The 21,859-nt window shown below is 36.5% G+C and carries 21 protein-coding genes; 18 read left to right on the top strand and 3 right to left on the bottom strand.

The features are described 5' to 3' along the window. Positions 1 to 79: 79 nt before the first annotated feature. The 15 genes from FHP05_RS14640 to moaA all read left to right on the top strand — a co-directional run bounded on the left by FHP05_RS14640 (position 80) and on the right by moaA (position 15,501). Entirely contained in the window at positions 80 to 3,760 is a 3,681-nt protein-coding gene (locus FHP05_RS14640) for a nitrate reductase subunit alpha (RefSeq protein WP_147670642.1), read from the top strand. Continuing rightward, positions 3,750 to 5,342, top strand: coding sequence for a nitrate reductase subunit beta (gene narH, locus FHP05_RS14635; RefSeq protein ID WP_147670640.1), 1,593 nt, complete (start codon positions 3,750 to 3,752; stop codon positions 5,340 to 5,342). Before FHP05_RS14640 ends, narH begins: the two co-directional genes overlap by 11 nt. Then, positions 5,335 to 5,901 carry a nitrate reductase molybdenum cofactor assembly chaperone gene (gene narJ, locus FHP05_RS14630; protein ID WP_147670638.1) on the top strand — a complete coding sequence of 189 codons (567 nt, stop codon included), beginning with the start codon at positions 5,335 to 5,337 and terminating at the stop codon, positions 5,899 to 5,901. The genes narH and narJ overlap by 8 nt, the downstream gene beginning before the upstream one ends. Positions 5,902 to 5,905: 4 nt before the next feature. After that, a complete protein-coding gene (gene narI / locus FHP05_RS14625; protein WP_147670636.1) occupies positions 5,906 to 6,586 on the top strand; it encodes a respiratory nitrate reductase subunit gamma in 681 nt (226 codons plus the stop codon). Between the two features lie 28 nt (positions 6,587 to 6,614). After that, positions 6,615 to 7,076 (top strand): GAF domain-containing protein, encoded by a 462-nt coding sequence (locus FHP05_RS14620; RefSeq protein WP_230974017.1) that lies wholly within the window; start codon positions 6,615 to 6,617, stop codon positions 7,074 to 7,076. Beyond that, the gene (locus tag FHP05_RS14615; RefSeq protein WP_147670632.1) at positions 7,076 to 8,155 is read left to right on the top strand and encodes a sensor histidine kinase; all 1,080 of its coding nucleotides are present in this window, start codon (positions 7,076 to 7,078) and stop codon (positions 8,153 to 8,155) included. Before FHP05_RS14620 ends, FHP05_RS14615 begins: the two co-directional genes overlap by 1 nt. Further along, positions 8,133 to 8,780 carry a response regulator gene (locus tag FHP05_RS14610; RefSeq protein WP_147670630.1) on the top strand — a complete coding sequence of 216 codons (648 nt, stop codon included), beginning with the start codon at positions 8,133 to 8,135 and terminating at the stop codon, positions 8,778 to 8,780. Before FHP05_RS14615 ends, FHP05_RS14610 begins: the two co-directional genes overlap by 23 nt. Before the next feature lie 16 nt (positions 8,781 to 8,796). After that, positions 8,797 to 9,342 carry a hemerythrin domain-containing protein gene (locus tag FHP05_RS14605; protein WP_147670628.1) on the top strand — a complete coding sequence of 182 codons (546 nt, stop codon included), beginning with the start codon at positions 8,797 to 8,799 and terminating at the stop codon, positions 9,340 to 9,342. A gap of 43 nt (positions 9,343 to 9,385) precedes the next feature. Continuing rightward, positions 9,386 to 10,879: a nitrate/nitrite transporter gene (locus tag FHP05_RS14600; RefSeq protein ID WP_147670627.1), complete on the top strand. Its 1,494-nt coding sequence runs from the start codon at positions 9,386 to 9,388 to the stop codon at positions 10,877 to 10,879. A gap of 67 nt (positions 10,880 to 10,946) precedes the next feature. After that, entirely contained in the window at positions 10,947 to 11,966 is a 1,020-nt protein-coding gene (locus FHP05_RS14595; protein WP_147670625.1) for a ThiF family adenylyltransferase, read from the top strand. A gap of 45 nt (positions 11,967 to 12,011) precedes the next feature. Further along, positions 12,012 to 13,268 (top strand): molybdopterin molybdotransferase MoeA, encoded by a 1,257-nt coding sequence (locus tag FHP05_RS14590; RefSeq protein WP_147670623.1) that lies wholly within the window; start codon positions 12,012 to 12,014, stop codon positions 13,266 to 13,268. Next, positions 13,256 to 13,768: a molybdopterin-guanine dinucleotide biosynthesis protein B gene (mobB, locus tag FHP05_RS14585; protein WP_147670621.1), complete on the top strand. Its 513-nt coding sequence runs from the start codon at positions 13,256 to 13,258 to the stop codon at positions 13,766 to 13,768. The genes FHP05_RS14590 and mobB overlap by 13 nt, the downstream gene beginning before the upstream one ends. Positions 13,769 to 13,770: 2 nt before the next feature. Next, positions 13,771 to 14,217, top strand: a complete 447-nt coding sequence (locus FHP05_RS14580) for a molybdenum cofactor biosynthesis protein MoaE (protein ID WP_147670619.1) — start codon at positions 13,771 to 13,773, stop codon at positions 14,215 to 14,217. Further along, a complete protein-coding gene (gene moaD, locus FHP05_RS14575) occupies positions 14,214 to 14,447 on the top strand; it encodes a molybdopterin converting factor subunit 1 (RefSeq protein ID WP_147670617.1) in 234 nt (77 codons plus the stop codon). The genes FHP05_RS14580 and moaD overlap by 4 nt, the downstream gene beginning before the upstream one ends. Positions 14,448 to 14,490: 43 nt before the next feature. Next, entirely contained in the window at positions 14,491 to 15,501 is a 1,011-nt protein-coding gene (gene moaA, locus FHP05_RS14570) for a GTP 3',8-cyclase MoaA (protein ID WP_147670615.1), read from the top strand. Between the two features lie 99 nt (positions 15,502 to 15,600). Here the strand turns inward: moaA and FHP05_RS14565 are convergent, their stop codons facing one another. Further along, complete coding sequence (locus FHP05_RS14565; protein ID WP_147670613.1) at positions 15,601 to 16,680, bottom strand: AI-2E family transporter; 1,080 nt, start codon at positions 16,678 to 16,680, stop codon at positions 15,601 to 15,603. 239 nt (positions 16,681 to 16,919) lie between these two features. Here FHP05_RS14565 and cwlD point away from each other — a divergent pair, with 239 nt between their 5' ends. Together cwlD and FHP05_RS14555 are read left to right on the top strand one after the other, a co-directional pair. Beyond that, a complete protein-coding gene (gene cwlD / locus FHP05_RS14560; protein ID WP_147670611.1) occupies positions 16,920 to 17,648 on the top strand; it encodes an N-acetylmuramoyl-L-alanine amidase CwlD in 729 nt (242 codons plus the stop codon). Positions 17,649 to 17,817: 169 nt separating this feature from the next. Further along, positions 17,818 to 18,879: an Mrp/NBP35 family ATP-binding protein gene (locus FHP05_RS14555; protein ID WP_147670609.1), complete on the top strand. Its 1,062-nt coding sequence runs from the start codon at positions 17,818 to 17,820 to the stop codon at positions 18,877 to 18,879. Positions 18,880 to 18,950: 71 nt separating this feature from the next. On the opposite strand, the gene gerD is transcribed toward FHP05_RS14555, so the two are convergent. After that, positions 18,951 to 19,559, bottom strand: a complete 609-nt coding sequence (gene gerD, locus FHP05_RS14550) for a spore germination lipoprotein GerD (protein ID WP_147670607.1) — start codon at positions 19,557 to 19,559, stop codon at positions 18,951 to 18,953. A gap of 143 nt (positions 19,560 to 19,702) precedes the next feature. Here gerD and FHP05_RS14545 point away from each other — a divergent pair, with 143 nt between their 5' ends. Continuing rightward, the gene (locus FHP05_RS14545; protein WP_147670605.1) at positions 19,703 to 20,431 is read left to right on the top strand and encodes a KinB-signaling pathway activation protein; all 729 of its coding nucleotides are present in this window, start codon (positions 19,703 to 19,705) and stop codon (positions 20,429 to 20,431) included. Between the two features lie 224 nt (positions 20,432 to 20,655). Here FHP05_RS14545 and pdaB read toward each other — a convergent pair whose 3' ends face one another. After that, on the bottom strand, positions 20,656 to 21,414 hold the full coding sequence (gene pdaB, locus FHP05_RS14540) for a polysaccharide deacetylase family sporulation protein PdaB (protein ID WP_147670603.1): 759 nt from the start codon (positions 21,412 to 21,414) through the stop codon (positions 20,656 to 20,658). Positions 21,415 to 21,859 lie beyond the last annotated feature (445 nt).

Below are 21,859 nucleotides of genomic sequence, written 5' to 3'. Positions count from 1 at the left end.
AAAGGTAGTCTACTAACATAGAATATAGATGATAAAGTTACTTTTTTCTTGTCATTCTGAAAAGGAGTGAGTTTATTCAATGAAGAAGAAAACATTTAGTTTAAAATACTTGAAACCTGTAGAACGTTATTCTGGAAATTGGTCAGTTTTAGAAGAAAAAAGTCGAGAGTGGGAGGATATGTACCGACAACGTTGGTCACATGATAAAGTTGTCCGTACAACCCATGGGGTGAACTGTACAGGATCATGCAGTTGGAAAGTCTTTGTTAAAAATGGAATTATTACATGGGAAAACCAACAAATTGACTATCCATCATGTGGTCCGGATATGCCTGAATTTGAACCACGTGGCTGTCCGCGTGGAGCATCATTTTCATGGTATGAGTATAGCCCACTTCGCGTGAAATACCCTTATATAAGAGGGAAATTATGGCGTCTATGGAGAAATGCCATTGCAGAACATCAAGACCCTGTGAAAGCATGGGCAAGTATTGTAGAAGATCCAGAGAAAGCGAATGAATATAAAAAAGCTCGTGGAAAAGGTGGACATGTCCGAATTCACTGGCGAGATGCAACACAAATTATTTCAGCACAACTTATTTATACCATTCAAAAATATGGTCCAGACCGTCTTGCTGGATTTACACCGATTCCTGCAATGTCCATGGTTAGCTATGCATCCGGTGCTCGCTTCCTTTCATTACTAGGAGGAGAGATGCTTAGTTTCTATGACTGGTATGCAGACTTGCCACCAAGTTCACCACAGATTTGGGGAGAACAAACAGATGTGCCTGAATCAAGTGATTGGTTTAACTCAGGATATATCATTATGTGGGGATCGAATGTTCCATTAACACGTACACCAGATGCGCATTTCATGACAGAAGTACGTTATAAAGGAACAAAAGTAGTTTCTGTTGCACCTGACTATGCTGAGAGTGTGACACATGCAGATGATTGGATTTCAGCAAATCCGGGTACAGATGCTGCTGTTGCTCAAGCAATGACACATGTTATCTTAGATGAATTTTATGAAAAAAGAAAAGAACCGATGTTTTTAAACTATGCTAAACAATATACAGACATGCCATTCCTTATCTTACTAGATGAACATAAGGATGGAGTATATAAAGCAGGTCGTTTCTTACGTGCAAGTGACATAGGAAATGCATCTGAACATGCAGAGTGGAAACCAGTTATTTTAGATGAAGCAAAAGAAGAAATCATTGTCCCGAATGGAACAATGGGACAGCGTTGGGAAAAAGATGCGAAATGGAACCTTATTCTTGAAAATGAAGACGGATCTCGTATTGAACCAGCATTATCTGTTGAGCAACATGGTGCAGAGTGGGAAACAATTTCATTCCCATACTTTGATAATAATGGTAACGGAACATTTGAACGTCCAATCCCAGCAAAGAAAGTGAAATTCGAAGATGGTTCCGAACATCTTGTTACATCTGTCTATGATTTAATGTTGAGTCAATATGGTGTTAACCGTATCGGAAGTGACTTAGAAGCAACAGGATATGATGATGAAACATCTTTCTATACTCCAGCATGGCAAGAGAAAATTACAAATGTAAAACCAGAACTTGTAACGCAAATTGCAGTTGAATTTGCTCAAAATGCCATTGATACAGATGGACGTTCCATGATTATTATGGGAGCGGGAATTAACCACTGGTTTAATAGTGATACAATCTACCGTTCTATTTTAAATCTAGTAACATTGACAGCATCTCAAGGTGTAAATGGTGGAGGTTGGGCCCACTATGTTGGACAGGAGAAATGTCGTCCAATTGAAGGATGGAACAATATTGCCTTTGCGAAAGACTGGCAAGCACCACCGCGCCTGCAAAATGCTACATCATTCTTTTACTTTGCAACAGATCAGTGGAAGTATGAAGAGGCAGGAACAGACACACTGCTTTCTCCATTAAATAATAAAAAACATTATCAACATCCAGCTGATTATAACGTTTTAGCAGCACGACTTGGTTGGTTGCCATCATACCCACAGTTTAATAAAAACAGTTTACTCTTTGCAGAAGAAGCAGCTAAGAATGGAAAAACAACAGACGAAGAAATTATTGATTACACTAAAGAACAAATTGTTTCTGGTGAAACTAGCTTTGCTGTAGAAGATCCGGATGCGGAAGAAAACTTCCCACGTACATTATTTGTATGGCGTTCGAACTTGATTTCAAGTTCTGCAAAAGGTCAGGAATACTTTATGAAGCATTTATTAGGTGCATCAAGTAATCTGATTGCAGAACCAAATGAAGATATGAAGCCAGAAGAAATTAAATGGCGTGAAGAAGTGGAAGGAAAGCTTGATTTACTAGTTGCACTTGATTTTCGAATGACAACAACACCGTTATATGCGGATATTGTTTTACCTACAGCAACTTGGTATGAGAAAGAAGACCTTTCATCAACGGATATGCATCCATTTGTTCACCCGTTTAATCGTGCGGTAGACCCATTATGGGAATCACGTTCTGATTGGGATATTTATAAGTCTATTGCTAAGACATTTTCCGAAATGGCAAAAACACATTTACCAGGCGTGTACAAAGATTTAGTAACAGCACCACTTGGTCATGATTCCATCGAGGAAATTGCACAGCCATATGGTCAAGTGAAGGACTGGAAAAAAGGTGAAGTTGAACCTATTCTCGGTAAGACAATGCCAAACATGAAGATCGTTGAACGCGATTATACGAAAGTTTACGATAAATACGTTACATTAGGACCTAACTTGTCTACTGGTAAAGTTGGTGCACACGGAGTTAGCTTTTCTGTAGCAGAAGAATATGAACTGTTAAAAGGAATTAACGGAATTCATGATGATGACACCATTAAAAATGGTCTACCGAAATTATTGACTGGGAAAAATGCTGCCGAAGCAATGCTTACTTTATCATCAGCAACAAATGGTCGTGTATCACAACGTGCATATGAATCAGCTGAACAAGATACAGGTGTTGAATTAAAGGATATTTCTCAAGACCGTGCAGCAGAGCGATTTACATTTGCTAATATTACTGCTCAACCACGTGAAGTAATCCCAACGCCAGTCTTTAGTGGTTCTAATAAATCGGGTAGAAGGTACTCACCATTTACTACGAATATTGAGCGTTTAGTACCATTTAGAACATTAACAGGAAGACAACATTATTATTTAGATCATGAAATCTTCATGAACTATGGAGAAGCATTGCCAGTCTATAAACCAACATTACCACCACTTGTGCTCGGACCAAGAGATAAGAAAATCGTTGGTGGTCAGGATGCTCTTGTTTTAAGATATTTAACACCACATGGAAAATGGAATATCCATACAACTTATCAAGATAACAAACATATGTTAACCCTATTCCGTGGTGGACCAACTGTTTGGATATCAGATGTAGATGCGAAAGAACATGGAATCAATGATAATGATTGGTTAGAAGTATATAACCGAAACGGTATTGTTACAGCAAGAGCAGTTGTTAGCCACAGAATGCCAAAAGGAACGATGTTTATGTATCATGCGCAAGACAAGCATATCCAAGTTCCAGGTTCAGAAATTACAGGAGAGCGTGGGGGAAGCCATAATGCACCTACCCGTATTCATTTAAAACCAACACAAATGGTTGGTGGATATGCACAATTAAGCTATGGATTTAATTATTATGGTCCGATCGGTAACCAGCGTGATGAATATGTTGCTGTCCGTAAAATGAAGGAGGTTGACTGGCTTGAAGATTAAAGCACAAATTGCAATGGTGATGAACTTAGATAAATGTATTGGATGTCATACATGTAGTGTGACATGTAAAACAACTTGGACAAACCGTGAAGGTGCGGAATATATGTGGTTTAACAACGTGGAAACAAAGCCAGGTATCGGTTATCCAAAACGTTGGGAAGACCAGGAGACATATAAAGGTGGTTGGGAAGTTAAAAATGGAAAACTAGAACTGAAATCCGGTTCTAAATTATCCAAAATTGCCTTAGGGAAAATTTTCTACAACCCAGATATGCCAGAAATGAAAGACTATTATGAGCCATGGGATTATGATTATGAATCATTAACAAATGCAAAAGACAGTAATCATACTCCAGTAGCAAGAGCTAAATCAGCTATTACTGGTGAAAACATGGATCTGGAATGGGGACCAAACTGGGAAGACCAACTAGCAGGTGCCCATGTAACAGGACCAAAAGATCCTAATATTGAAAAGATTGAAGAAGAAATTAAATTTAATTTTGAACAAGCGTTTATGATGTATTTACCACGACTATGTGAGCATTGCCTAAACCCTAGTTGTGTTGCATCTTGTCCTTCAGGAGCAATGTATAAACGTGATGAAGACGGTATTGTCTTGGTTGACCAAGAGGCATGTCGTGGATGGCGTTACTGTATGACAGGTTGCCCATATAAGAAAGTATATTTTAACTGGAAAACAAATAAAGCAGAAAAATGTACATTTTGTTTCCCAAGAATTGAATCTGGACTTCCAACTGTTTGTTCCGAAACATGTACAGGTCGTATTCGTTATTTAGGAGTACTTCTATATGACGCAGACCGTGTGGAAGAAGCAGCTTCTACACCAGATCCAAAAGACTTATATCAGGCACAATGTGATTTATTCTTAGATCCGAATGATCCAGAGGTAATCGAACAAGCACTAAAAGATGGAATTGCAGAGGATTGGATTGAAGCGGCACAAAATTCACCTGTTTATAAATTAGCAATCGAACATAAACTGGCGTTTCCACTTCACCCAGAATATCGTACATTGCCAATGGTTTGGTATGTACCACCACTTAGCCCGATTATGAACTATTTTGAAGGGAAAGATTCAATCAAAAATCCAGATATGATTTTCCCTGCAATTGAGGAAATGCGTATTCCAATTCAGTATCTAGCAAATATGCTTACAGCAGGGGATACAGAGACGGTAAAAGGTTCATTACAACGAATGGCAATGATGCGTTCCTATATGCGTGCCATTTCATCTGGTAAAGACTTTGATGAGTCAAAACTTGCTCGTGTGGGGCTAGATGCCAACCAAACTAAGAAAATGTATCGTTTACTTGCAATTGCTAAGTATGAAGATCGTTTTGTTATCCCTACCTCACATAAGGAAGGACATATGGATGTATATCGTTCTCAAGGGTCTGCCGGATATGATGAATTAGGTAGTACAGGTTCTGCACCTGAACAAGAATTCTCTGTTATGGGTTCAAATGGTAGCTGTGATGGTTGTGGACCTGTTGGTCAACCTGGTAAAACAGGAGAAGAAATGTATAAAGAGAACTTCTATGGAGGGATTTGGCGTGATTGATTTAAATCGATTATATGATGAGAAACACATATTCGGTTTTTTCGCTGAACAGCTTTCCTATCCGGAAAAGCTAACCTTTCATCCAGCTGTTTTGGAGGGGTCTTTGGACTCCTCTCATACAGCATTTGAAGATATTTCAACATACTGGAATTTGATGCATGAGTATAGTTTAGACGAAATAAAAGAAATGTATACGAATACGTTTGATTTCCAAAAAGATGCAACATTGTTTATGACACATGTTAAGTTTGGTGATTCAAAAGAACGCGGCCAAATGTTAGCAAGATTAAAAGTACTTTATGAAATGTTTGGCTTAAGTATGCCTGATGGAGAGCTTTCCGATTATTTGCCACTTATGTGTGAGTTTATTTATGCAGCAGAATGGCGAGGGGACCCACGAGCCCAAGAGAGTTTTTCATTATTATTAGCTGTGTTAGAAGATGGTTCTTATCATTTAATGAAAGCACTTGAAAAATACAATAGCCCATACTTCTACCTTATTCGAGGAATGAGAGAAGTCTTTAAAATGTGTATTGTTCAAGAACGTCAGGGGGTTTAAACAAATGGTTAACCAATTTTTATGGGTTATCTTCCCGTATATTTGTATAGCGATATTTATCGTAGGGCATATTTTTAGATATAGAAATGACCAATTTGGATGGACAGCGAAATCAAGTGAATTTATTGAGAAAAAGCAGTTGATGATTGGTAGTTTTCTTTTTCATATCGGAATTATTCCAGTCATTTTAGGCCATATCTCTGGTCTTGGAATTCCAAAAGAATGGACAAGAGCACTTGGTGTAAGTGATCATATGTATCATATGGGGGCAGTTTATGTTGGAGGATTTTTCGGAGTAGTAACTTTAGCAGGAATGCTTATACTAACAGCAAGAAGGTTTACGAAAGCAAATGTACGAAAACTATCTTCCAGATCTGATTTAATTGTAAACACATTACTTTTACTCATTGTAATTCTAGGGGTTTATAGTTCACTTGTAACGAACACACTCACTCCGGGCTTTGATTATCGTGATTCAATCTCTATTTGGTTTAGAGACCTATTAATTCTAAGACCAGATGCATCACTAATGGCTTCTGTACCATTAGCATTTAAATTGCATGTATTATCTGGCTTTCTTATCTTTGCTTTATGGCCATTTACAAGGCTTGTCCATGTGTGGAGTGTGCCACTGAATTACGCAAGAAGAAGTTATATTCTGTATAGAAGAAATCGTGCTAGCTGATTAAATAAATATACAGGGGGAGGAAATGATGATTAAACAAGAGGAATTTGATTTCCAAGGTGCAATCGAATCCATTAGGGAACAACACAAGTTTGACTTTGTCGGAATAGCAATGACTCAGTCACGGGAACATCATGAACTAAGATGGACTTTTGTAACTGGGAATCAAAGCGAACGGTACCGAAGAATTGTACTACATTCTGGTAAGGGAATTGCGGGAATCGTATTTAAAACAGGAAAACCGATGCTTGTGGAAAATGTAGAACATACCATTCCAAAAGAAGAACTATTCGGTTATCCGATTATAGTGACAGAAGAATTAAAGAGTTTTGGGGCAGTTCCGCTCCTACTAGATGGTCGTGTAAAAGGGGTATTATTAGTGGGTTTTCGAGCAACAAACAGACTGAATTCCGAGAAGTTTTCTATGTTTAAACAACATGTAGAAATGAATCTATCTCCATTTCATATTAGGGAAGTGGTGGAATACTAATGCATCAAAAAGAAAAAGGTCTGTTCGATTTACTAAGTAAGATGTATTACCATTCTACAGAGATCATCTTCTTTTTTAACCGAGAAGGAAAAGTAATTTCAATGAATCCCGCAGCTGAGAAGATACTGAATAAAGAAGTTATAGAAGAGATGGTGGCAGGAAATCCTGCTGCAATCTGTATGACTTGTAGAGGGTACATGAGTGAAAGTGATTTACGAACATGTCGTTCCTGTTATTTGTATTCGGGACAAAATGAAGGTTCCTTTCAAGTGTATTTAGATACCAAAGAAAAAGGAGTATTGCCTTATACAGCAACATTTCAGACAATTGATGCAGAAAAAGGAACACGTCTATTTATGCTACGGGATATGTCGGAACAGTTTGAGACACAGGAGTTATTAGTTCAGAAAATATTAATGAGAAGAGTCGTAAGTGCACAGGAAAATGAGCGTAAGCGAATATCTAGAGAATTACATGATAGTGTAGCACAAGAGTTAGTTAGCTTGCTCGTTGATATTCGGTTATTTAAGTATATGAATGCTACAGAAAAAGTAAAGGAAAAAGCTGTCCAAATAGAAGGGTCTTTAATGCGACTACTAGATGATGTTCAACATTTATCTGTTCAGCTTAGACCTGCTACATTAGATGATTTAGGTTTAGAGGCGGCTTTTCGAACGCATTTCAAATCATTAGAAAGAAATTTCGGACTCTCTGTTCATTTGGAATCTAATATAAAAGCAAAGCGTTATGAAGGGGAAATTGAAACAGTTGTCTATCGTATTTGTCAGGAAGCAGTTTTTAATGCTTTGAAATACGCCGAAGTAGATGATGTGCATGTTCAGCTTCAAGAAAAAGACAATAAACTTTGTTTAAATATTTATGACGAGGGGATAGGCTTTAATGTAGAGCATATTCACCCGAAAGGTACCGGATTAGGATTATATGGTATGCAGGAACGAGCTGACCTTGTATTTGGGCAACTGACAATTCAATCTCAACCAAAAAAAGGAACAACCATATCCTTAATCATTCCTCTGGAAAAGGAGGACGAATCTAATGAAGATAATTATAGCAGATGATCATGCCGTTGTTCGTAGTGGTTTTATGCATATTTTGAACTTTCAAGAGGATATGGAAGTAGTCGCAACTGCTGCCGATGGATTAGAGGCATATGATCTTGTAGCAAAACATCGTCCAGATATTGTTTTAATGGATTTAAGTATGCCTCCTGGTGAAAGTGGAATGATTGCGACTAGTAAAATTAAAGAAGACTTTCCAGAAACAAAGGTCATTATATTGACGATGTATGATGATGAAGAATACTTGTTTCATGTATTAAAGCAAGGAGCATCCGGATATGTTTTGAAAAAAAGTCCGGAAGAAGAATTATTCCATGCCATTCGGACGGTTTATGAAGGTGGCACTTATATCCATCCAGAAATGGCCACATCTCTTGTTAAAGAATTTCTCGAACCGGGTGCAGAAGTAGTTGAAACAGACCCTTTCGAACTGTTGACAAATCGTGAGTTAGAGGTATTACCTCTTGTTGCAAAGGGATACGGAAATAAGGAAATAGCAGAAATGCTTCATATTTCAGTAAAAACAGTAGAAGCACATAAAGCGAGATTAATGGATAAATTAAACTTAAAAAACAAGCCACAACTTGTGGAATATGCATTGAAACATAAATTATTGAACTTTTAAAAGTGAGGTAGGTACGATGGTGAGTCAGACGAAATTCACATTTGATCTCCCTGTATTAAGGCTTCTAGAAAATGAACATCAATATTTAACTTATTTAATGAATCAGTGGCACCCGATGGTCCTTGGAATTGAACAAGACCGCTACACATTAGAAGAAGCACGTAATGTACTGGAGAAGCTTAGGAAGCAAATTATTGAATTCCTAGATCCACTGAAAAATCATACAGATAAGGAAGAGGCCTACTTATTTCCAGCTCTTGCGAAGTACGTTGGTGACGAGCAAGGCCCAATTTTAGCAGTGGAGGAAGGACATCAAGAAATCGACGCCTATATAGGTCATTTTCTCCATCATACACGTGGTAATTTACAGGATTTTTCAATGCAAGATATTAAAGATGTGACTCATGATGCTGGAGAAGCCTTTGAAACAATTACCATACACTTTATCAAAGAACAATCCATTGTTTTTCCAATGGTAAAAGACATTCTTCAAAAAGAAGAACAGGATCGTTTATTTAACCAATTATATACACCAATTGTTGATTTGAAAGACCTATTATAACATAAAAAAACTTTATAATTATCATGGAAATGGACTGATATGAATGAAGAAAAAAATACAGTTGCCTTTACAAACAGCAAACTTAGTTGTCGGCTTTATGGTTTGGGTATTGATTTCATCTCTATTACCATTTATTCGCGCAGACATAAATATACCACCTGAGAGGATAGCTATTATAACTGCTGTGCCAGTTGTGCTTGGTTCTGTACTTCGAATTCCACTGGGTTATTATGCGAACGTTTTTGGAGCGAGGCTTGTCTTTCTAATTAGTTTTATTTTACTACTGTTTCCGGTGTTTTTTATTAGTCAAGCTTCATCCATTACAGATTTAGTAATCGGCGGAACATTTCTTGGGATAGGTGGAGCGGTATTCTCGGTCGGTGTTACATCACTCCCAAAATATTATCCAAAAGAAAAGCATGGGTTAATTAATGGAATATATGGAATGGGTAATATTGGTACAGCAGTTACCACATTCGCAGCACCAGTAATTGCAACACAAATTGGCTGGGTAGCAACGGTGAAACTGTATCTTATTTTACTACTTGCATTTGCTTTGTTGAACTTTTTCCTTGGTGACCGTAAAGAACCTAGGGTAAAGACCCCAATTGTTGAACAAATCAAAGGTGTTTATAAGAATGAAAAACTATGGTTGTTCTCCTTATTTTATTTCATTACATTTGGTTCTTTCGTTGCTTTTACTGTGTTTTTACCAAACTTTCTTGTGGATTTCTTTGAGTTAGGTAAAGTAGATGCTGGTATTCGTACAGCTGGTTTTATTGTTGTTGCCACATTGGTACGCCCTATAGGTGGATGGCTTGGGGATAAATTCCAACCATTATTTATTTTAATGACCGTCTTTGCAGGACTTACTATTGGATCGCTTATTTTAGCATTTTCTCCAGGTCTTGCTTTATATACAGTAGGGGTCATGCTAATAGCTATTACATCTGGAATTGGAAATGGTGTTATCTTTAAATTGGTGCCATTCTACTTTAATAAACAAGCAGGTACTGTAAACGGAATTGTCTCGATGATGGGTGGACTAGGAGGTTTCTTCCCTCCACTTTTACTTGCAGCAATCTTCTCTCTAACAGGTTCATATTCTATAGGGTTTATGGCGTTTTCACAAGTATCTCTTGTCAGCTTAGTTCTAGTACTATGGTTGTATTATATGGACGAAATGACACTTTCAAAAGAAGTTTTTGATCATACAGGTCAAGGAATTTTAGTAACAGATTCTTCCGGAAAAATCTTATCCATAAATCCTGCATTTACCGAGCTAACAGGATATACTGAAAAAGAGGTCATTGGTAAGACTCCGGGAATCCTAAGTTCTGGTAAACATGATTCCGCCTATTATGATGCCATGTGGAAGGCAATTAATGAAACAGGAATATGGCAAGGTGAAATATGGAACAAAAAGAAAAACGGCGATATCTTCTTGGAATTTTTAATGATCAGTGCTGTAAACGATGATTCCGATGAAGTAGTTCGTTATGTTGGAACATTTACTGATATTACAGACCATCAGTAAATAAAAAAAGGGAATCCAGTCTTTATGATTGGACTCCCTTCTCCGTTTTAGAAAGGAAGTGCACATAGTGGACAAAAGGTATTCACGGCAAATGTTATTCACTCCAATTGGTCAATCTGGTCAAGAGAAATTAGCGACCTCTCATATTGTAATGGTTGGATGTGGTGCATTAGGAACGGCCATTTCTGAACTATTGATTCGTGCAGGTGTGGGGAAACTAACAATAGCTGATCGTGACTATGTGGAAATGTCTAATTTACAACGCCAGCAGTTGTTCACAGAAAAAGATGCACAAGAAGGGGTACCGAAAGTTATTGCAGCAAAGAAACGTTTGGAAATGATCCGCCAAGACGCAGAGATTGTTACTGTTTTAGACCATGTGGATGGACCATTACTCGAACATCTTGTGAAAGATGCAGATCTTATCATGGATGCAACAGATAATTTTGAAACACGTTTATTAATCAATGATGTGGCTTGGAAACAGCAGATTCCTTGGATACACGGGGCATGTGTTGGAAGTACTGGAGTTGTTTTTCCTTTTATTCCAGGAAAGACCGCTTGTTTTAGATGTTTGTTACCTGTACTTCCAGCTGTGAATCAAACCTGTGACACAGCTGGAATTATTGCTCCAACCGTACAAATTGTTGCAGCAACCCAAAGTGCAGAAGCGTTGAAGTGGTTGACAGGAAATACAAAAACAATGCGAAAAAAGCTATATCATTTTGATGTATGGAATAACACTTTTGTTGAAGCGGGAATTTCACGAATGAAACATGAATCATGTCCAACTTGTTCGGAAAAACCAACATATCCAGCATTATTGAAGCAAGAAGGAACAAATTATGCGGTGTTATGTGGGCGAGATACTATTCAAGTTGTTCCAGATTCCAATCGAAATATAACGATTGCAGATGGAGAAAAGATGGCAAAACGATTGAAACTTTCATACCGTGTAACAGATTTTTTCATCGAATTTCATGTTGAAAAATATCGTTGTATTTTATTTCAGAATGGAAGATTATTAATTCATGGATTAAAGGATATAACAAAAGGAAGAAAGTTGTATCATCAATTATTTGGCTAATGAAATAAAGTGATAGAATAGATAGACAATCATGGAGGGATTTATATGGTAGAGATACGAAAACCAATTCCAGTTTCTGAAGCAGTTCGATTAGTTATGGAGCATACTCCTACATTAGATACAGAAATAATCCCACTTGAAAAGGCTTATGGACGCATGTTAGGAGAACCAATCATTGCAACGCATGATGTACCACCATTTAATCGCTCCGCCTATGATGGTTATGCGATTCGTGCGGAAGATTCTCAAGGAGCATCAAAAGATTCTCCAGTTGCGTTCCGAATGATTGGGGAAATTGGTGCTGGACATGTTGGTGAAAAGCCTCTTGGAGAAAAAGAAGCATACCGTATCATGACAGGGGCCATTATGCCACCAAATGCAGATGCCGTTGTGATGTTAGAAGCAACAAAAGGAACGGAAAATGGATTTACGATACAAAGATCTCTTGAAAAGGATGACAATGTTTCTTTTAAAGGAGAAGACGCTCAAAACGGAGAAGTGCTCATTGAAAAAGGAACAGTTATCCATCCTGGAACAGTTGCTTTACTTGCGACATTTGGTTATGCAGAAGTTACTGTTTCCAAACGTCCTGTAGCTGGTATTTTAGCCACGGGAACAGAGTTATTAGATGTAACAGATGAATTAGAACCAGGAAAAATTCGTAATTCCAACGGGCCGATGATTCAGGCACAATTAGCTCGAATGGGAATTTCTTGTCGCTCCTATGGCATGATGGAAGATAATATCGATGCATGTACAAGAATTGTAGAAGAGGCACTTCAAGAGACAGATTTTCTCATTACAACTGGTGGTGTATCTGTAGGGGATTATGATTATTTACCTGCCATTTATGAAAGATTAGGAGCGAAAGTTCTTTTTGATAAAATTATGATGCGTCCAGGTAGTGTAACAACTGTCGCTGTACTTGGAGATAAGCTTTTATTTGGTTTATCAGGAAACCCTTCCGCCTGTTTCACTGGATTTGAACTATATACACGGCCAGCGATTAACGGTATGATGGGAGCGAAGAAACCTTATTTACCACATATTTATGCTACACTTGGAGAAGACTATCCAAAAGCAAATCCATACACACGTTTTATTCGTGGAATATGGGAAATGACAGAAGAAGGACCTGTGGCAGTTCCAGCGGGTTTCAATAAATCAAATGCTGTCTCATCGATTGCACGTGGAAACTGTCTCATTGTTTTACCTAGAGGTTCTAAAGGGTATAAAAAAGGAATGAAAGTAGATATTCTCTTGTTAGGTATGGAACAAGGAGCGGAAACATGGCGGCTATGAAAATATTACATGTAGTTGGTTTTAAAAACAGCGGGAAGACAACCCTTGTTTCCCGCTGGGTTCGCTTGTTGAAAGAACAAGGGTGTACTGTATCCGTTATTAAACAACATGGACATCATGGTAAACATGGAAAGTTGAAAATGCCAGATGCTACAACAGACTCTATGAAGTTTTTTCAACATGGTGCAGATTTATCTATTGTATCTGGTGGTGGAGCTGTGCAGATCATGTTAAATGAAACACCAAATTTCACAAGAATGAAACAATTAGCAACAAATGATCATCCAGATGTTTTATTAATTGAAGGATTTAAGGAAGAACCCGGACCGAAAGTTGTCTTAGTAAAAGAAAAATCAGATTGGAAAGAGCTAAAACAATTACAAGATATTAAGCTTGTTGTCGGAAGTCCAGAATTAAATACATCCTATCCACTAATCGCCTCTCGTGAAGATGTCGAACAATTAGATACATGGCTTTTGAACTGGTTAAAGGGAGATTGATGATGAAACCTTTTGAAATTGTAACTAAACCAATTGAAGTACAAAAATATATGGATTATGTTCTCCATCCATCCGCAGGTGCAGTAACTGTTTTTACGGGAAATGTAAGGGAATGGACAAAAGGAGTTCGAACTCTATATTTAGCATATGAGGCATATATCCCGATGGCAGAGAAGAAAATGGCAGAGATCGGAGCGGAAATGGAAGAGAAATGGCCAGGCATAAAAGTAGCCATTGTCCACCGAATCGGTGAATTGCATATTTCTGATATCGCTGTTTTAATTGCTGTATCATCTCCACATCGAAAAGCAGCATACGAAGCCAATGAATATGCGATTGATCGGATTAAAGAAGTGGTACCTATCTGGAAAAAAGAAATATGGGAAAATGGAGAAGAATGGATAGGTGCACAAAAAAAATATCCAGAAAAAGGAGGTAAAAGCAGATGATAAAAATTAAATATTTTGCAGCAGCCAAAGAAACGGCTGGAAAAGAAGAAGAAGTTTTAAAACAGAAAAAAATGACTGTTCAACAATTATTAGACTGGATAGAACAGGCTTATCCAGAATTTAAAGGAATGAGTTTACAAGTTGCTGTGAATGAAGAATATGCGAGAAGAGAAGACACCATTCATTCAGGAGATGTATGTGCTTTAATTCCCCCAGTAAGTGGTGGCTAATCTAGCTAAAGAATACTACATCTATCAGAAAGGGGATACAAATATGGAGCCAATTATCGATAAACTTGGTCGCCCCATTCGCGATTTAAGAATATCTGTAACAGACCGCTGTAATTTTCGCTGTACGTACTGTATGCCAAAAGAGATATTCGGTGATGACTATGCTTTCTTACCTAAAAATGAACTGCTATCATTTGATGAGATGGAACGCTTAGCAAGAATATTTGCTTCTTTAGGTGTAAAGAAATTACGCATCACAGGAGGAGAGCCACTACTCCGAAAAGGATTGCCAGATCTGATTGCAAGACTCGCTAATATTGATGGTATTGAAGATATCGGTCTAACAACCAATGCTGTGTTATTAAAGCCTCATGCAAAGGCTCTTTATGAAGCAGGACTTCGCCGCTTAAATATAAGCTTAGACGCCCTTGATAAAGAGCTTTTTGGAAAAATCAATGGCCGTGGAATAAAACCAGATTTAGTTTTAAACAATATTGAAATAGCGAAGGAAATGGGCTTTACGGTGAAAGTAAATATGGTTGTTGAAAAAGGGGTAAACGAACAAGAAATTATCCCGATGGCAACCTATTTTAAAGAGCGTGGAATTACCTTACGCTTTATTGAATTCATGGATGTTGGAAATGATAATGCATGGAGTTTTGAAAAAGTAGTTACAAAGAAAGAAATTTTTCATTTACTTGAAGAGCATTTCAACTTAGAACCGGCAACACCGAAATATTATGGAGAAGTTGCAAAACGGTATCGATATCTTGATAATGGTGCAGAAGTTGGATTTATTACATCTGTATCCGAATCTTTTTGTTCTTCTTGTACACGTGCCAGACTATCCTCTGATGGAAAATTGTATACTTGTTTATTTGCTTCGAATGGCTTTGATGTAAAAAGTATTGTGCGTAGTGGCAAAACAGATGAAGAAGTGACAGAGGCGATTACGAAGGTATGGCAAGGAAGACGAGACCGTTATTCCGATGAACGGACAGAGGAAACAGCGAAAAAACGTAAAAAGATCAATATGAGTTATATTGGTGGTTAATGGAAAATAGCAGTATGATCATTTCAAAAACAACGTAAAACCCAAATTCTATTCAAGAATCTGGGTTTATTTTTTTGCTTTTGTTTTTATGTTAAGCGTTTATATTTCCCGACTTGCCGCCTTTTTAATTGTTTGTCGTCGTTTATATATGTTTTTAACAATGGCTTTTATAACAGCATAAGTTGGAATTGCTAGTAAAATACCTAGGAAACCAGCCATATTCCCTGCTGCTAATAAAAGCGCAATAACGGTTAATGGATGGATATCGAGTGATTTCCCCATTATGTTTGGTGTAATTAAGTTGGCATCAATTTGTTGAGCAGCTAAGGTAATTAACGAAACCCAAATCACCAAGGTAGGATCCTGGAAAAATGCAATAAGAAGAGCTGGAATAAAAGCAATCCATGGCCCGATAAATGGAATGACATTCATGAAAAAGGCAAAGATTGCTAATAATAAAGCATAATTTAGACCGATAACGGTGTAACCAAGAAACAGTAATAAAGATAAAATCGAACTAATTAAAATTTGCCCTTGAATATAGGACTTCAACACTGTATCAATATCGTGCATGGTGTCCTTTAACCATTTTTTTGTATGACCAGAGAAAAATTGTAAAATAAAAGGTTTAAATTTTTCGTGGTCTTTTAACATGTAAATTAAGAAAAATGGTACAAGAATAAGAATGAAAGTTGCTTGGATCATTGATTGGAAAAATTGCAAAATCCATTTTCCGAAATCAAAGGCGAACACATGCAAGGAGTTTATTTTATCGTCAATTTCTTCTTGAATCCCCTCAGGTAATTCTCCTCGTCGTTCTAATAAATTATCTGTTAAATTACTTATTTCCGTAACAATTTGAGGAGTGCTTTCGACTAAATGGTTAATCTGTTTTGTGACTAGTGGTCCAATGATAGAAATAATAAACCAAATACCGATGATGAGAGTCATGAAGATTATGGAGATACTTCCCCAACGTGGAATTCTTTTTCGCTCGAGAAAAGTCTGAAATGGCACCGATATGTAAAAAAGGATTCCCGCAATAAGTAAAGGGATAAAGATAGCTTTCCCAATAATTGCTAAGGGAGAAAAAATCCAATTAACTTCCACAAAGTATTTAATAATAAACAAGGTTAGTAATATCCCAACACCCCATTGGAACCATCTTTTTTTAGTCATATATCCCCCTCCAATTAAAAAATATTCTTTAAAGTATACACTAATATCAGAAATGATACCGATATCTTTCAATATGTGCATCTACTAAATAGATTATACAAGTTTCATGTATTACTTTCATAACTTTTTCTTATTTTCTTATAAAAAATAAATAGATTCCTAATTTAAAAGGTATAAAAAGATGCCTTGTCCCATAAAATGATGACAGATGATAACAAAATGAGGAGCGTTGAAGAATCATGAAACGATGGAATAAATGGATATGGTGGGGACTTGGTGTGCTATTATTGATTTTTCTTATTATGTACCCATTAAAAAATACAAATTTTTGGGAAGCATGGGCATTACCTCTAACAGGAAAAACCATTGTACTTGATGCCGGTCATGGGGGGGTAGATGGAGGAGCGGAAGGGAAGGATGGAACAAAGGAGAAGGATATCACCTTACAAGTAACGAAGAAACTAAGAGACTATTTACAACAAGCCGGGGCAGTTGTCTATTTGACAAGAGAAAAAGATGAAGATCTCGCAAGTCCACAGACAAAAGGACTATCAAAGCGAAAGTCAGAAGATATTCGCAACCGGTTAAAATTAATTCATGATGAGAAAGCAGATTTCTTTATTTCCATTCATTTAAATGCAATGTCATCTAGTCAGTGGCGTGGGGCACAAACATTCTATTATCCAAAATATGATGAAAGTCGCCATCTAGCTGAAATGGTTCAATCGGAAATCATTCGAAATTTAGCAAATACGAATCGACAAACCCTACCTATTAATGGGGTGTATTTATTAAAAGAGGCAGAAGTTCCTGGGGCATTAGTAGAAATTGGTTTCTTATCAAATCATGAAGAATTACAATTTCTAAAGCAAGATGAGTATCAATCACAAATGGCAGGAAGTATTTATGAAGGAATTTTAAGGTATTTAACGGAAGAACCAGAGAAAGACGAGGAAGCGGATGAATAATCAATAAAAGTGTTTGTTTAATTCAGTGCGTATCAATGATTCAAATCACTTAGGTTTTATATGATTTGTGTTATACTAGCAAGTGAACCTATTTCTATATGAGGAAGAGAACGTTTTATTTTCCTTCAATCATATATGACAAATGTAAGAAAAAGGAAGGTGTCGCACTGTGTTAACAAAAGAGGAAGTTCTTAAAGTACTTAACCCAGTTAAAGATCCGTTTTTACATAGAACATTAGAAGAAACTGGTGGAATTAGCGAAATTAATATAAAAGAAGACAGGCAACATGTGAGTGTAAAGATTGCTATTGGAAAAATAAACACCGCTGAACAAATGCAATTACAACAAGAAGTTGTAAGCATTTTAAAGAAAAACGGCGCTAAAACAGTTGGACTTCGTTTTGAACAATTACCAGATGAAGTCATTCAAGAATTCCAACCTGCAATAAATAAAGAAAAAGAAGCTTCTTTACTAGGCGGAAATACAAAAACGAAATTTATTTCCATTGCTAGTGGAAAGGGTGGCGTAGGAAAATCAACTGTCACTGTTAACCTAGCTATGGCTCTTATGCGCCTCGGTAAAAAGGTAGGAATTATTGATGCAGATATTTATGGATTTAGTATTCCAGATATGATGGGAATAGACAAGCGTCCTGTTGTTCGTGGGAAAAAGATTATTCCAGTTGAACGCTTTGGTGTAAAAGTTGTTTCTATGGGCTTCTTTGTGGAAGATAACTCACCAATTATTTGGCGTGGACCAATGTTAGGTAAAATGTTAACAAGCTTTTTTACGGAAGTAGAGTGGGGCGATTTAGATTACCTATTACTTGACTTACCACCAGGTACAGGGGATATCGCTTTAGATGTACATGAATTACTACCTTCAAGTAAAGAAGTGATTGTTACGATTCCACATCCATCTGCAGCATTTGTTGCAGCTCGTGCTGGTCAAATGGCATTACAAACAGACCATGAAATTCTTGGTGTCGTTGAAAATATGGCATATTTCAAAAGTGAAGAAACTGGCAAGAAAGAGTATGTTTTTGGAAAAGGCGGCGGTGATAAACTTGCCGAAGTTCTAAAAACAAAAGTTCTTGGTCGTTTACCATTAATGCAACCATATGAAGATGAAGATGAATTTGCACCATCTGTTTATCAACAAGATCACCCAATTGGACAAGAATATCATCGTATTGGGTCGAAAGTCATCGCTAAAATGGAAGAAGAATAAAAAGGCATCTCCTACTATATAGTGGGAGATGCTTTTATTTATAGAAAAGAAGGAATCTGGTTTGTATCTTTTTATTCACTCCCACCGCCACCATCACTTCCGCTACCCTCTTTTTCTTTACCACCAGTTTTTCCTTGCTCGGTTGCAGCTTTTAATAAAATTTCTTGGATTTTTGCTTGGAAAATTGGAGATTCAAATGTTTCTTGGATTGATTTTTCCATATGCTCACCAAACTTCTGGCTCTTCATCACCTTTAGCATTTGCGCTTCCATCTCTGGGTTTTGCAGTAATTCAATCATTTGTTTTTGGAATGCTGCATCTTTCATTAAGTCCTTCATCAATTTATTTAAACTATCTTCCATGGATTCTGCATAATTTTTTACAAATTTAGGGTCTTCGAATAATTTTTCCCATGCCTTTTTTCCTTTTTCAGATGCTAACGCTCCATTAATGGACTTTTTAACTACATCTGAATCAATGACCAATTTTTCTTTCATCTTATCTTCCGTCATCAGTTCATTTAGTGCCTTTTTTCCCTCTTCTGTCTTTAATATATCAACAACCATTTTTTTAGTTGCTTCATAATCCATATCCTTACCGGCAGTATTGTCACCACCACATGCTACAAGTATACTCAAGAATATGGAGATATAGATTATTTGGTAAATTTTATGAGTCATGACGATGACCTCCCACTCTATATGTTTTTAATATGGATATGAAAAATAAAAATATGCACTTTATAAGGAAAAAACCTATTGTTCATGTTAAAATACGATTGATACAATGATTTATTGTGACATTTGGGTAGGAGGACATCATATTGGGTAGTCGTAATGTTGTAAAAATGTTTTTAAGAACATTGTTTTTCGGTGGACTAGCAGGACTTATTACAAGCTTTTTTGTGAAAGCTGATCAATATAGACAATATTTAAGTCCATTTGATTTTAAAGAGTTGGCTGGGGTTCTCTTATTCTTCCTCGGACTTGGACTGGTATTCAGTGTAGTAAGTCAGACCGGATTTTTCGCTTATTTATTTATTCATCGCTTTGGTTTAAATCTATTTCGCTCCTATTGGTCTCCTGTACAAATTGTATTGATTGCATTTGTATTATTTGATCTCGTTTACTTTCCTTATATTGGAAATGAAGATAGTTCATTACATACACATGTACTCATTGCAGCGGGAATTTTAGCCTTTGGTCTTATCATTGCGTTCATTAAAGCAAAAGAAACGAATAAAAGTGCATTTATACCAGCATTATTTTTAATGGTTGTGATGACAACACTTGAATGGGTTCCTGGATTACGTACAGAAGGTAGTACCTACAAGTGGCTAATGATTGTTCCGTTATTGGTATCAAACGCATATCAAATAATAATGCTCCATCGCTTGCAAGAACCAGAAAAAATACAGGCAAGTGAAGAAAGACGGCAAGAAAAGGCGAAGAAGAAAGAACAGAAAGCAAACGCGAATGAGAAAGCGAAAAATGGAAAGAGTACAAAAGAAGGCACGAATAAGAATGCAAAGAAGAAAACGAAGAAATCCTAACATTATTTTTGTTTGTTAGGATTTTTTTATGATTGATATACTTTTTCGTGAAGAAAAAGCCCAGGATGTAATAAAAGAGAAATTGTATTGTATCAATATATATTAAAGAAGAAAGAGCCTTGTCCATATTACGAATATTCTATTTTAAATGAAGTCATATGAATACTATAATGAAACAGAACTAGGAACTTCTATGTTTTGTAAAAAAATTATCATTGTTTTCTCTATTCTACGAGTTTCGCTTCTACCTGAGCCTGGTTCATCATTTGAGAGATCGTGATAAATTCAAATCCTTTCTTTTTTAACCCTGGTAAAAGTGTTTGTAAGGCGTTTGCGGTTTGTTTAACAGCGTCCGATGCATGTAATAAAATAATATCTCCTTTAGATGTATCCTTCATAACGGTATCAACAATATATTCAGATCCTGGGTTTTTCCAATCATTTGGATTGACGTTCCATTGAACAACTTTTAAATCAAGACTTTCTGCAAGCTCCACAACTTCTTCATTAAAGTGACCGTTTGGTGTACGAAGCAATTCAACATTCGAATAACCTAATTTCTTAAATATCTCTTTAGCCTGTAAAAGGTCTCTTCGTACTTGATCGACATCTTGTTCAAGATAACTTTTATAATGATAGCCTAACATTCCTAATTCATGTTCGGCCTCCACTATCTTTTCAACAATCTCAGGATGTCGCTCTGCCCATTCACCACTAACGAAAAACGTTGTGCGTACATCATGTTTTTTTAATTCCTTCAAAATATCATGCACCTTTTCTTCTCCCCAACTAATATTAAAAGTAAGAGCAACCCCATTTTCTTTATTATTACCTTTTACGAAAACAGATGAAGGTTCATTAGAAAATACGAAGAGCGATTTGCCTTGTCCAACCAATACATACGTAATGGCGAGTGCAAGAAGGATAATAATAAGTCCTACATATTTTAATTTATCCAGTCGCCATACATAAAAATGATTCATATTAAAACCTCCCTTTATACGACTGATATTCTATTCCATATATACGTTTCCTTTTTAAAAATATGCATACTCGTCCTTTTAAAATCCTATTAGGATAGGTTTTTGTCGATTTATGGAAGTTTTTTCGATAAAATTATCATTTTTTGTTGCATTATTTATTTATCCATGGTATAGTTATTTTTGTTGTCAGTTCAAACACATTTTAATCGCGTATCAAACAAATAGAACTTCTAAAAAAGTTTTTAAAAAGGTGTTGACAACAAACGAGAAACACGATATGATATAAAGGTCGCTAAAAAAAGCGACGCAGAAAATTGATCTTTGAAAACTGAACAGAACGACCAGTATGTCAAGAAAAACGTACCTCGTTTTTCATTTAAATTGCTAAGATAAACTTATCTAATAAGTGCTTACTTATTAGAATTCATAACTTTTTTGGAGAGTT

Source organism: Cerasibacillus terrae (genome assembly GCF_008039555.1).
Lineage (GTDB): Bacteria > Bacillota > Bacilli > Bacillales > Amphibacillaceae > Cerasibacillus > Cerasibacillus terrae.
This window is presented reverse-complemented; position numbering and strand designations above follow the sequence as displayed.